Consider the following 11,673-nt stretch of genomic DNA (forward strand, 5'->3'; position numbering starts at 1 on the left):
CCGCCGGCCTGCTCCTCACGGCGGCCCTCTGGCGTGACGACGCCGGACCGGTCACGGTGATTCTGTGGGCGGGCGCCCTGGCCGCCGCAGGTGCCGGAATCGGCCTCGCCTTCCCGCACCTGATGGTCGCCGCCATGCGGAGCACCGACGACGAGCAGGAGGGAGCGAAGGCCGCGGCCGGGCTCAACACGGTCGAGTTGATCGCTATGGCCGTGGGGTCAGCGGTCGCCGGTGTGCTGGTCAATCTCGGTGCGCCCTCGGCCCTCGCCTCCGCACGACTGCTCTTCCTCGGCCTCGGCGTCATCGCGGCGGCCGGCGTGTTCACCGCGTACCGCGCGACCCGGCAAGCCGAGCGCGAGGACGCCGGACCGCCCTACGTCCGCGACGCGAAGTGAGTTGCGCGACGCAGAATGTCGTGGGCGCGGGCGAGTTGCGGCGGATGCCCGCCGTGGGTAACACGACTGCCGTCCGCACCCAGACGCGCGATCGTCGTTTCGGCCCAGGAGATATCGTTCGAGTCGGGTGCCAACGCGGTGTTGATCACCGGCACCTGCTCAGTAGCGAGGGTCAGTTTTCCGGTCATCCCCATCTCACGGCCCAAACGCGTGTCGTCCCGTACGGCCTCGGCGTCGAGCGACAGTGTCGGTCCGTCGATCGGGGCTCCGATCCGGGCCGCCCTGCTCGCATTGACGAGCCGGGATCGGGCGTACGCCAACGCCATCGGGGTTCGCCCGGCACCGGTGTCGCGGCAGTAGTCGCCGATGCCGAACGCGAGTCGAGAGACGGGAGCGGTGCGAGCGATGTCCTCGGCTGCCACGATCGCGGCCGCGGACTCGACGAGGGCGACCACCGGAACACCGGGAATCTCTTCAGCGGTGTCCCGTACCTGTTCGGGCGATTCGGTTTTCGACAGCATCAGCCCGCGCAGTCCGGGCAGACCGCGGATCGCGTCGAGGTCGCGCTGCCAGTGCGGGGTGGTCGCGTCGTTGATCCGCACCCAACCTGCATTCCGTGCGAGCCACTCGGCGGTGCAGGCCCGCCCCTCGTCTTTCGCAGCGAATGGCAAACCGTCCTCGAGGTCGATGATCAGCGAGTCGGCGCCGGACGCAGCCGCCGCCGCGAGGACCTCGCTCCCGACTGCAGGAACCAAAAGCCAACTTCGCGCCATTGCGACGCCGACCTCACTGCGCTGGGCTGTCTCGACACTCATTCTGTTCTTCCCTCGGCCATACCGAGAAGTCTGCGCGCGGCCGGTAGGCGACGCACTCGACGAAGCGGAGTGCGCAGACGGTGTCCGGTCACCGCTTCGTCAGGTGCGCCTCACATCCCGGCAGTCCGCCTCAGAAGTCGAAGCCCCAGGAGGCCGGGTTGAAGACGACGCGGTACCAGACGTTGGTCGGTTCATCGAACGTGCACGGCACGATCACGACTCCCGACGTCTGTTCGAGAGCCGCGGCCTTCCCGCAGAAGTACTCCGCGCCTTCACCGGACGTCTCGGCCCGGTAGACGGGGCCGACGTGCCAGGGTTCCGCACTCGCGGTTCCGGCACCGACGGTGGCTCCGAGGACGAGGGGTGCGGACAGTATCCCGACCAATGCTGCGGAACGCCGAGCGGACTTCTTCTGCACGAGATCTCCTTCGTAGGCGACGACACGACAGTTCTGTGTGATTAGTTCGCACAAGAACCGTCGGACGTTACCGGGGAGCCGACGCCCGCTCCTCGAACACCTGACCCGACCCGCTCTGCTCGGCAAGTTCACGCGCGCTGTTCAGCGCTTCCTGGGCCGCCGCCTTCACCGCCGCCTTCACCGCGGCGGAATCGTCGACGGTCGCAGGCGCTTCGACAACATCCGGGGTCCCGACAACATCCGGCGTCTCGACAACATCCGGCGTCTCGACAACATCCGGCGTCTCGACAACATCCGGCGTCTCGACAACATCCGGCGTCTCGACAACATCCGGCGTCTCGACAAGGTCAGGAGTTTCGACAGGCTCAGGAATTTCAATGGCAGGTGCAGGTGCAGGTGCAGGCGTGGTGTGGGGTACCTCGACGGGCGCTGTGCCGCCCTTTTTCAGATACTGTCCGCACACGGGCCATGCGCCGGGGCCCTGGGTCTTCAGGACGTTCTCGGCGACCCGGATCTGCTCGGCCTGGCTGGCTTCCGAGGCCACTCCCGTTCCACCGTTGGCTTTCCAGGTTTCCGGTGTGAACTGCAGTCCGCCGTAGAACCCGTTTCCGGTGTCGGTGGTCCAGTCGCCGCCGCTTTCGCACTCGGCGACTTCTTCCCAGTCGTGCGGGGCGCCTCCGGCGGTTCCGGCGCCCAGCCCGAGCAGAACGGTGACGACCGCGCCGATCAGGGCGATCCAGCCGAGGGTGTGTTTCTCCATGTTGCGAGTGGTCATGCTGGCTCAATCCTCTCCGCGCGTGCGGACGCGGCGTGCCGGCGACAACGCCTCGGTTGTCGGCCGTCCCTTTCGGTGCCTCGTCCCGCGCCTCGAAGGTGTCGGGATTACGAACCCGCGTCGGCAGATCTGCAGCGGCGGGCCCCCGAACGTGGCCTCCTCCCGAAATTCACACGGCATGAACAAGGTACGGATGTTCGACTATTGAGAAACGCGAGTGAAAATTGTGCTGTTCTGAGGTTTCGTTACCGTTTCGACGTCATGTCGTGACAATTCCGTAATACATCTGACGGGTAGCCGAATGCCCCAGCGGCTCACCCGTTCCCGCTCTGCGGCGTGGTCTCGATTTCGACACGGCCCGGTGCGACGAGCCCTCCGCGGCCCGCAGTCATGGCGGCAGACGCCGCCGGGCCCCGATCCGAACGAGATGAACAGGCTTCGACAGCAAGGTATCTCGACATCATTCACCGAAACGGTGACGGGTCAGGGAAGCAAACCCTGTCGCCAGGCTTCCACGACAGCTTCCTGCCTGCTGCGCACCTCCGACTTGCCCATCAGATTGCGCATGTACGACCTGACGGTCTCGGCGCTCAGCGACAGCCGCTCGTGCGCCAGGGTGTCGTTCTCACCCCGTGCGTGATCGGCCGCGAGTTCGAGTAGTCCTGAAACCCCGATCGGGCGCAGCACCGCTTCGGCATCCCACCTCGGAGGGTAGCGGTGCCGGAGTGATGTTCCATAACGTCGTCTTGGGCGGGTATCGCCCGTCAGAGCACCTTCACCACATCTCGGAGGTTCCCAGTGTCCGGACCGACCCTCTCGCCCGCGAACCACACACCGCTCAGTCCGCTGCGCTTCCTGGAGCGCTCGGCGACGGTATTCCCGGATCGGGTCGCCGTCATTCACGGCGACCGCCGCTACAGCTATCGCGAGTTCGGCGACGAGGTCGAGAGACTCGCCCGGGCCCTGCGGAGCCGGATCGAGCCCGGCGACCGCGTTGCGTTCCTGTGCCCGAACACCCCCGAGATGCTGTTCGCCCACTTCGCGGTGCCCCTCGCAGGTGGCATCTTCATCGCGCTGAACTGGCGGCTGGCGGGCCGTGAACTGGAGTACATCCTCGAGCACTCCGGGACGAGCCTGCTGTTCGTTGACTCCGAACTCGTGGGATCCGTCGCGACCGCCCGCGACACCGTCCCGAGCCTGCGCGAGGTAATCGAGATTCCCGACTCAACGATCGCGCGGCCGGTAGTCCCGGAGGGGATCGCGACCGGGATGTACGCCGACTTCCTCGCGGACGCACACGCCGTGGACGACATCCCGCTGCACTGGGGTGTCGATGACGAACAGCAGGTGATCGCGATCAATTACACGTCCGGAACCACCGGGAAACCGAAGGGCGTGATGTACACGCACCGCGGCGCCTATCTCAATTCCCTCGGCGAAACGTTCCACAACGGCTTCACCGGATCCACCAAATACCTGTGGACGCTGCCGATGTTCCACTGCAACGGCTGGTGCACCCCGTGGGCGGTCACGCAGGCCGCCGGCACGCACATCTGCCTGCGCGCGGTGCGTGCCGACGCGATCTGGGACGCCATCGACACCCTCGGGGTCACTCACCTGTGCGGCGCTCCCGCCGTGTGCTCCACAATTGCCGAAGCGCCCCAGGCACATCCGGTTGACGCCCTGCGGATCACCACCGCMGCGGCGCCGCCGTCACCGACGGTGATCGCCCAGTTGGAGGCGATCGGCGTCACGGTCGTCCATGTGTACGGGCTGACCGAGGTCTACGGGCCGTACACGATTTGCGAGTACCAGGAGTCGTGGAGCGAGCGCACCGCCGAGGAACGCGCGTCCCTGCTGTCCCGGCAGGGCGTGGGCATGGTGCAGGCAGAGAACGCCCGCGTCGTCGACGCGCAGATGAACGACGTCCCCGCCGACGGCGAGACCATGGGCGAGATTGTGCTGCGCGGCAACAACGTCATGCTCGGCTACTACCGCAACCCGGAGGCCACGGCGGAAGCCTTCGCGGGCGGCTGGTTCCACACGGGCGATCTCGGCGTCTTGCACCCGGACGGCTACATCCAGCTCAAGGACCGCGCGAAGGACATCGTCATCTCCGGCGGCGAGAACATCTCGACCATCGAGGTGGAGCAGGCATTGATAACGCATCCCGCCGTACTCGACGTCGCGGTCATCGGTGTCCCACATCCCAAGTGGGGCGAGCGGCCCAAGGCATTCGTCGTTGTGAGGAAGGGGGCCACGGTCACGGCTGAGGAACTCGTCGAGCACACCCGTGGGCGTATCGCGAAGTTCAAGGTGCCCGATGAGATCGTCTTTCCCCTCGAACTCCCCCGCACCCCGACCGGGAAGGTCCTCAAATTCGAACTTCGAAACTCGAATTGACTGTCTCGCAGGAAGCGCGTGGGCGCGAAAACGGAGAACAAAACCTTCCAGTCGGATTTTTTATGTGGCATCGTAACGATCCATGGGGGAACCAGGAGTCGACGCGATCGCCATCTACCACGCAGCGGGCCACCGGGTCACACCGATGGTGGCGCTCGACTACAGCGTCGAACCCGGCATGCGACAACCCCTGCTGCGAAGGTTGGCGGGGCGCGGATGGCGGGATCCCAGCCCCGTCTTCGACGGCGTCGACGGCGTGACCTCGCCGGTGCTGTCGTTGCGTTCGGTCGACGGGCGCACCCTGTTGATCGAGGACGACACGGACGTCTTCTTCGAGGGCGTGGTCGAGCCCCCGCACGGGTGGATCGACCACGTTCGAGCCCTCGGCGCGGTCGGCGTGGTCGCCGGAGCGGGCATCACCTCGACGCCCGGCTGGGAACGGCAACTCCCCCGGTTGGCCCGCGAGAGCGAACTGCTCGGTTCCGTCGCCACGGTCACCCTCACGAACGCCTTCGGCAGGGAAGATTTCAACGCCTTTGCATACGAGGTGATCTCGGCATTTCGGCCGGCACTGCCTCCCGGGGCGCTGGACGATGCGGGCTTCGCGCTCGAGGACGACCGGCCCCACCGCGCGGTCATCGAGGTCGTGGCAAGTGCGGCGAGACACCAGGTGGTCGTCCCCGCACGAATCTTCGACATGCTCCACCGCCGCGCCACAGACCGCACATCGTTCGGGTGGAGGGACTCCCGAACACTGAAGCGGCTCCTGGGAAAGGTTCGCACCGCCGAACGCGCACCGTCCGCTGAACTCTGAAGGACGCTCGCTCGATACGACGAGACCTGCCCCGGGCCGCGGGCGCCGATGGACGCGACCGAGCTGGGTTCGCGCACGTGCATGACGGCCGGTGCGGCGCTGTGCAAAACTCGGAGGGGTACGTACGAACGTGCTGCGCCGGACCATTGTGATGCGGAGGGCGTCATGGCCCGATCGGTTCCCGGAGGTGCTTCGGACGACGCGGAGCACGCGGCGTACGCGCGTGTGCGCGCCGGCCAGGTGAGTGCGGTTCAGGCCGCCCTCGAGGATCACATGGGACGCCTGGATTGGTCGAGAGATCAGATCGAGCGCTACCGAACCGACCGGCTGCGGGCCCTCCTCGCGCACGCACGCGAGCGGTCGCCATTTCACGCCCGGAGACTTCGTGGTCTCGATCCGTCCTCGGCCTCGCTCACCGACCTGGCAACGCTGCCGATGATGACGAAGCGGGACGCTCAGGACGAGTGGGATGCGATCGTCACGGTGCGCGACCTCGATCGCGAACGTGCCGAACGGATTCTGGCCGAGCAGCAATGGTTTTCGTACACGTCGGGCGACGAGCAGATCTTCAGCTCGGGTGGGTCCAGTGGTGTCCGGGGCGTCTACGTCTGGGATTGGCAGTTCTACGTTTCGGCGGCGTGCCTCGCCTGGCGGGTACAGGCGCGCGAGGAACGGCGGGCGTCGTCGGTGCGGTCTCCCGCGCGGCTGGCGGTGCTGGCGGCCGGTGTCCCCCCGCATGCGAGCACACCACTGTTCGATGTGCCGACCGCACCGAGCATGGAGACCGTCGTGATCCCGGCGGGCGCACCGTTCGACGAGATCGTCGCCGTGGTGGCCGCTGCCCGGCCCACGCATCTGGTGGGCTACGCGACGGTCATCGGGCGACTTGCCCGAGCCGCGGTGGCGGGTGATCTGGAGATCAGTCCTGTGCGCGTGAGCACAAACTCCGAACCCCTGCTGGAGGAGGACCGGCAAGCCATCCGCGACGCCTGGTCGGTGCCGATCCACAACCTCTGGGGGTCGACCGAGATCGGCGTTCAGGCCGTGGGTTGCGGATACGGCGAGGGCCTGCACGTGTGCGAGGACGAGGTTGTGCTCGAGCGTGTCGATGACAGTGGTGCTCCGGTCGCAGCCGATGCGCCTGCGGCGCGAACCCTCGCGACGGGTCTGGCCAACCGCACGTTTCCCTTCATCCGGTACGACCTCGGAGACCAGGTCACATTGCTGCCCGGTAGGTGCGCGTGCGGAAGCGCGTTCGCGCGCGTCGCGGACATCGGTGGGCGCCGCGACGACGATTTCCGGTACGGAACCACGATCGTGCCCGCAAGCACTTTTCGCTACGTCCTCGGTGCAGATCCGCGTATTTCCGAGTACCAGGTCCGACAGACCGTCGACGGAGCGGAGATCTTCGCGGTCGGCGAACCCGACGTCGCCGCCCTGACGTCGGCTGTCACGGCGGCATTGCGCCTGCAAGGTGTGGCCGATCCGCAGGTCCGGATCGAAGTGGTCGACCATCTGCAGCGTCATCTCACGAGCGGGAAACTGCAGCGGTTCATCGCACTGCGATAGTCCGCAAATGCCTCGCGGAAGGCAAGGGGTCGACGATCTGCACCCCAGGGTGTCTGTCGTCACGGCCACTCGGGTCCGACGATGGTGGTACACGATCACCCAGTCGAGGAGCAACGATGACGGACACGGATTTCGGGGCGGTCACCGAAAACGCTGCGGGCGCATTACCTGCCGCCACAGATCTGAATCGCGTTCACGCCGAGATCGCTCGCCTCGACGCGGAGATCCTGGACGCGGTCAATCGCCGTCTCGCTCTCGCGCAGCTCGCGGCCCGAACCCGGGTCGAGTCCGGAGCGCCGATGGTCGCGCTCGGCGGCGATACGGACGTGATCCGCCGCTATCAGGACGAGCTGGGCCCCCGCGGCTCGCTGCTGGCCCTGGAATTGCTCCGGCTGGCGAGGCCACCCTTCTCGTCGACGTACCGAACTCGGTAGCCCCACCCATTCTCACCTCGGTCGATACCGAGCACGAGAGCAGTGCCCAGCAGTCGTCGTGACGCTGGGCACTGTTCGCCTGTCCAGCGCAATCCGGGTGCGCCGGATCCGGCCGCGTCACCGCAAGCGCCCCCACCCGATGTCGGCGGCATCACCACACCGGACCCGCCGACGGCGGATGCGACCGCGGCTGTCGAGCTGAAGGCGGCACTCGAACAGCTCCGCGACGCCCAGCGACGGGGCGACTTCAGTGCGTTCGGTGCCCCCCTCGACCGCCTCCAGCACGCGGTCGATGCCTACCTCACCTCCGGGGATGACGGTCACCGCCCCGGCCCACGAGAAGCAGTTCAGGCGTTCACCTCACGCAATTCGGTGGTCGGTCCTTGTTCGCCGGCGGTGCCGTCGTCGCCGTTGTCCGACTGCGCCGTGCGCCCACCGCGAGCAATGAGGCGATCGAGCGAGAGAGCGCCGGCGCCGAGGAAGATCATCAGGAACAGGGCCCAGCAGAAGATGGCGGAGAGCTCACCGTTGTTCTGGATGGGGAGGACGCCGTCCGGCTGATGACTCCAGAAGTAGGCGTACGCCATCGAACCCGAGGCAATGAACGCGGCGAAGCGCGTCCCCAGGCCGAGGAACAACGCGGCGCCACAGACGAGTTGGATGACTGCGCCCCACCAACTCGGCCAGGCGCCTACCGCTGCGGTGTGCCCTCCATGAGGTGCAGTCGGCCACGCGAACAAGGTCGACGTGCCGTGGCAGAAGAACAGGAAGCCGATAACCACACGAAAAGCCGCGATGGCGTAGTCGACGCTGGGGCCGTGAAGGCGTGAAATGCTCTTAGTTGTCACATCGCAGAAGATAAGGCATGCCTGCCCTAATCTCTGCGCTACCACGCGTATGGGACACAGTCACGTGGGAAAACTGACCTAATTGTGGCGAGCATCACATTCATCGTCGTGCGGTCCCGGGATTCACTCACCGCATTCGGTCACCGGCCGAGCCACTTCGGGTGCATCGTGAAGTCCATGCGTGATTTCCGATTCTCGTTCAACATCTTCGGCTTCGAATCCCGCGACGCCCTTCTCGACCGATGTCGACTCGGCGAGAGCGCCGGCTACGACACGGTGTTCGCCGCGGACCATCTCGGCGCCCCGGCCCCCTTTCCGCTGATGGTGGCCGTCGCCGACGCCACCTGCTTACGTGTCGGAACGCTGGTGCTCAACGCACCGTTCTGGAATGCCGCCCTACTCGCCCGCGAGATCGCGACGACGGACGTCCTCACCGACGGAAGGCTCGACATCGGACTCGGTGCCGGACACATGAAGTGGGAGTTCGACGCTGCGGGTATCGAATGGAAAGCCCTCGGCGGACGGGTCGCACAGTTGTCCGAGATGGTCGATGACCTACGCACCTTCTTCACCGGGGATCTCGACGAACTACCCGAGGGCCGCGCCCTGCCACGACCGTTGCAGCGGCGCGGATTCGGCGGCTCGGGCCCGCCGCTGATCATCGGCGGCACCGGCGACCGGGTGCTGCGGATCGCAGCGGCCCACGCAGACATCGTCGGCGTCGCGGGGGCATTTCAGATCCCGGGCCGACCGCCGGGCACCTTTCGCCTCGCCACCGCGGACGAGACCGCCGAACGAATTCGCTTCGTACGGACACACGCCGGAGCGAGAGCCGAAGACATCGAGTGGCATCTACTGGTCCAGATGGTCGTCGAGACGGACGACCGCCGGGCCGCGGCCAATGAGATCGCGGACCAGCTCGGTGGGACGATGACGGTCGACGACGTCCTCGACACCCCGTATGTCCTCGTGGGAACCGTGGAGGAGATGGCAGAGCAACTTCGACGCCATCGGGAGCGCTACGGTTTCTCGTACATCACCGTCCACGAACCGTATCTGGAGCTGTTCGCGCCCGTGATCCGTCAACTCCGCGAACAGAGTTGACGGACAACGACTCACGGTGTGTTGATGTATTCCTGGATGGCCTGCTGCGCCCGGGGGTTGCCCTGTCCGATACCGACGATCGCGCCGGTGATCGCCCCGATCGGTGTGCCGATGATGCAACCGGCGAGACTGCCGGGGAACATCGAGATACATCCGACGCCGAGACCCATGAGCGCGCCGATCGCCGTCCCGGCCGCTCCCCCGTTGGCCCAGCCGACGCCGAGCTCGTTGAGCATGTTCTCGAGCGCCTTCTGCTTGTCGACCTCGTGCCTGCCGGGGATCGCCAGTGCAGGCGTTCCCGTGTTCGGTAGGACTGGGTCGGCGTGGGCCGTACCCGCCCCGAGTGTCACCGTCGCTGCGACGAGGACCGACGCTGCCGATTTCTTGATCAAGTTCATCGCGATCCCACCCTGCTGAAGAAGGAAAAACCGGTTCCGACTGTAACCTGCGGCTGCATCATCGGTGGCGAAACCGCGGCATCGGAAGACTACCTCGGCGATCGCCCGCCCGCAGGGGTGCCGACGAACGGCGCACGATGGCATCCGGCCCCCAATCAGGGCAGCGATTCGGGCAAACCGAAGGGGTCGAAATGCTCCGGCCCGAGGAACGAGGTCAGGTCCGCGATCTTGGTGCCGCGCAGGGTCAGCACGGTGATCGACCAGCGCAGGTGAGTGCCGGCGTCTTCGTCCCACAGGTAGAAGGCGACGGCGGGCTGACCGTTCGCACAGACCGGGAGGTGACGCCACGAACCGCACCCCGTGAGCGGGACCCGGACCGCGAAATCGGTGACCGCGTCGAGACCGCGGTACCAGTGCGCCATCGGCGGCATCGACCAGGTGACATCCTCCGTCAGCAGGGCAACGAGGGCGTCGGCGTCACCGCGTTCCAATGCGGTGGAGTACCCGGCGACGATGGCACGCAGACGCGTGTCGTCGATCTCTCGCAAAGATTGCGCCTGCGTCACCGGCGGAATCTTCTCGGCGACGATCGCCCGTGCCCGCTGCAGCGCGCTGTTGACCGACGCCCTCGACGTGTCCATGGTGTCGGCGATCTCGGCGGCGGAGAAGCCCAAGACTTCGAAGAGCAGCAGGGCCGCCCGCTGATTGCCCGGCAGATGTTGCAGTGCCGCAACGAATGCCAATTCGACAGCCTCGCGTTGCTCGTAGCGTGCGGCCGGCCCCGCCGAACCGGCGGTCAGATCCGCGTCGGCGTAGGGCCCCAGCCACGCCACGTCCGTGAGCGGGACGTCACCGATGACAGCACGATCACTGGACGGACCCAGGTCGACGGGTAGCGCCCGCCTACCGCGCGATTCGACGGCGTCCAGGCACGTGCGCGTCGCGACGGTATACAGCCAGGAGCGCAGCGTGCTGCGACCTTCGAACCGAGCAAAACCGCGCCACGCCCGCAGCAGGGCATCCTGCAGAGCGTCGTCGGCGTCGTGGCTGGATCCGAGCATGCGGTAACAATGCGCGTGCAGTTCGCGGCGCAACGGTCCGACGAGGCGGGTGAACGCGGCATCGTCTCCGTCGCGCGCCCTGGCCAGGTCGGCATCCTCGGCGTCTGCCGCGCCGGGTGTTCGTGCGGACATGTCGGTCACAAGGGACGATTCTGCCCGACCGCCGGCGGCCGCACCGGCGACCGACGAGACCTGCCCGCGGTAGACGGGCCCCCGCGGTCGATCTCTAGCATCGGACCGTGGCTCAGCGCACCGCATCACCTGGTGGTGGTCGGGGCCTGTGTGGGCGCCAGCGACATCCCGGCGTAGACCTCGTCGAGAACGGTGGGGAGCATAGCGTTCGCCGTGGTCTTGCCCTCGGGTGACAGGGTCAGATTCGTCCAGATCACCAGCGTGACGTCGTTGTCCGGGTCGTAGCCGATGAACGAGTTGAAACCCGGCAGCTCACCGCCGTGGTAATACATCGACGCATTCGGCCCGAAACGCTGATAGCTGATGCCGTACCCGTATTGCTGCCCGTCGGGTGCGCTCGGATCCTCGGGTTGCAGGCTGTGGAGCCATTGCTGCTGGTACTCGGGATTCAGGACATTGCCCGACACCAGGGCCCGGATCCACGTGGCCAGGTCGTCTGCCGTGGAG

Annotated in this window: 12 protein-coding genes and 2 pseudogenes; 6 read left to right on the plus strand and 8 right to left on the minus strand. The window is 66.7% G+C overall.

What is annotated here, in order from left to right:
* Positions 1–395 (plus strand): annotated as a pseudogene (locus tag AC1D1G_RS33115) (MFS transporter); the annotation flags it as partial.
* Here the strand turns inward: AC1D1G_RS33115 and AC1D1G_RS33120 are convergent.
* The 4 genes and pseudogenes from AC1D1G_RS33120 to AC1D1G_RS33135 all read right to left on the minus strand — a co-directional run.
* Positions 374–1,210: an HpcH/HpaI aldolase/citrate lyase family protein gene (locus tag AC1D1G_RS33120; protein ID WP_477955387.1), complete on the minus strand. Its 837-nt coding sequence runs from the start codon at positions 1,208–1,210 to the stop codon at positions 374–376. The pseudogene AC1D1G_RS33115 and the gene AC1D1G_RS33120 overlap by 22 nt on opposite strands.
* Before the next feature lie 130 nt (positions 1,211–1,340).
* Positions 1,341–1,628 (minus strand): hypothetical protein, encoded by a 288-nt coding sequence (locus AC1D1G_RS33125; RefSeq protein WP_280784471.1) that lies wholly within the window; start codon positions 1,626–1,628, stop codon positions 1,341–1,343.
* 67 nt (positions 1,629–1,695) lie between these two features.
* Positions 1,696–2,403, minus strand: coding sequence for a transglycosylase family protein (locus tag AC1D1G_RS33130; RefSeq protein ID WP_477955388.1), 708 nt, complete (start codon positions 2,401–2,403; stop codon positions 1,696–1,698).
* Between the two features lie 483 nt (positions 2,404–2,886).
* Positions 2,887–3,009: pseudogene (locus tag AC1D1G_RS33135) on the minus strand (LuxR C-terminal-related transcriptional regulator); the annotation flags it as partial.
* A gap of 192 nt (positions 3,010–3,201) precedes the next feature.
* On the opposite strand from AC1D1G_RS33135, the gene AC1D1G_RS33140 reads away from it, so the two are divergent.
* From AC1D1G_RS33140 to AC1D1G_RS33155, 4 genes are all read left to right on the plus strand, one after another.
* The gene (locus AC1D1G_RS33140) at positions 3,202–4,806 is read left to right on the plus strand and encodes an AMP-binding protein (protein WP_477955389.1); all 1,605 of its coding nucleotides are present in this window, start codon (positions 3,202–3,204) and stop codon (positions 4,804–4,806) included.
* Between the two features lie 82 nt (positions 4,807–4,888).
* Entirely contained in the window at positions 4,889–5,620 is a 732-nt protein-coding gene (locus tag AC1D1G_RS33145; protein ID WP_477955390.1) for a hypothetical protein, read from the plus strand.
* A gap of 165 nt (positions 5,621–5,785) precedes the next feature.
* A complete protein-coding gene (locus tag AC1D1G_RS33150; RefSeq protein ID WP_477955391.1) occupies positions 5,786–7,189 on the plus strand; it encodes a phenylacetate--CoA ligase family protein in 1,404 nt (467 codons plus the stop codon).
* Positions 7,190–7,305: 116 nt separating this feature from the next.
* Positions 7,306–7,623 (plus strand): chorismate mutase, encoded by a 318-nt coding sequence (locus AC1D1G_RS33155; protein ID WP_283352767.1) that lies wholly within the window; start codon positions 7,306–7,308, stop codon positions 7,621–7,623.
* Between the two features lie 347 nt (positions 7,624–7,970).
* Here AC1D1G_RS33155 and AC1D1G_RS33160 read toward each other — a convergent pair whose 3' ends face one another.
* Positions 7,971–8,471 carry a DoxX family protein gene (locus AC1D1G_RS33160; RefSeq protein ID WP_283332514.1) on the minus strand — a complete coding sequence of 167 codons (501 nt, stop codon included), beginning with the start codon at positions 8,469–8,471 and terminating at the stop codon, positions 7,971–7,973.
* Between the two features lie 177 nt (positions 8,472–8,648).
* On the opposite strand from AC1D1G_RS33160, the gene AC1D1G_RS33165 reads away from it, so the two are divergent.
* The gene (locus AC1D1G_RS33165) at positions 8,649–9,575 is read left to right on the plus strand and encodes an LLM class F420-dependent oxidoreductase (RefSeq protein ID WP_477955394.1); all 927 of its coding nucleotides are present in this window, start codon (positions 8,649–8,651) and stop codon (positions 9,573–9,575) included.
* Positions 9,576–9,586: 11 nt separating this feature from the next.
* On the opposite strand, the gene AC1D1G_RS33170 is transcribed toward AC1D1G_RS33165, so the two are convergent.
* From AC1D1G_RS33170 to AC1D1G_RS33180, 3 genes are all read right to left on the minus strand, one after another.
* The gene (locus AC1D1G_RS33170; RefSeq protein WP_105421643.1) at positions 9,587–9,973 is read right to left on the minus strand and encodes a hypothetical protein; all 387 of its coding nucleotides are present in this window, start codon (positions 9,971–9,973) and stop codon (positions 9,587–9,589) included.
* 155 nt (positions 9,974–10,128) lie between these two features.
* The gene (locus tag AC1D1G_RS33175; RefSeq protein ID WP_477955392.1) at positions 10,129–11,175 is read right to left on the minus strand and encodes a sigma-70 family RNA polymerase sigma factor; all 1,047 of its coding nucleotides are present in this window, start codon (positions 11,173–11,175) and stop codon (positions 10,129–10,131) included.
* 116 nt (positions 11,176–11,291) lie between these two features.
* Positions 11,292–11,673 (minus strand): serine hydrolase (locus tag AC1D1G_RS33180; RefSeq protein ID WP_477955393.1); only part of this gene is annotated, 382 nt, incomplete at its 5' end.

This window comes from Rhodococcus sp. P3_B8, from assembly GCF_056402775.1.

Bases quoted from the DNA above. Each gene is read 5' to 3' on its own strand.
- AC1D1G_RS33130 (WP_477955388.1), bottom strand. From the start codon at position 2,403: ATGACCACTCGCAACATGGAGAAACACACCCTCGGCTGGATCGCCCTG.
- AC1D1G_RS33170 (WP_105421643.1), bottom strand. From the start codon at position 9,973: ATGAACTTGATCAAGAAATCGGCAGCGTCGGTCCTCGTCGCAGCGACG.
- AC1D1G_RS33145 (WP_477955390.1), top strand. From the start codon at position 4,889: ATGGGGGAACCAGGAGTCGACGCGATCGCCATCTACCACGCAGCGGGC.
- AC1D1G_RS33165 (WP_477955394.1), top strand. From the start codon at position 8,649: ATGCGTGATTTCCGATTCTCGTTCAACATCTTCGGCTTCGAATCCCGC.
- AC1D1G_RS33155 (WP_283352767.1), top strand. From the start codon at position 7,306: ATGACGGACACGGATTTCGGGGCGGTCACCGAAAACGCTGCGGGCGCA.
- AC1D1G_RS33120 (WP_477955387.1), bottom strand. From the start codon at position 1,210: ATGAGTGTCGAGACAGCCCAGCGCAGTGAGGTCGGCGTCGCAATGGCG.
- AC1D1G_RS33150 (WP_477955391.1), top strand. From the start codon at position 5,786: ATGGCCCGATCGGTTCCCGGAGGTGCTTCGGACGACGCGGAGCACGCG.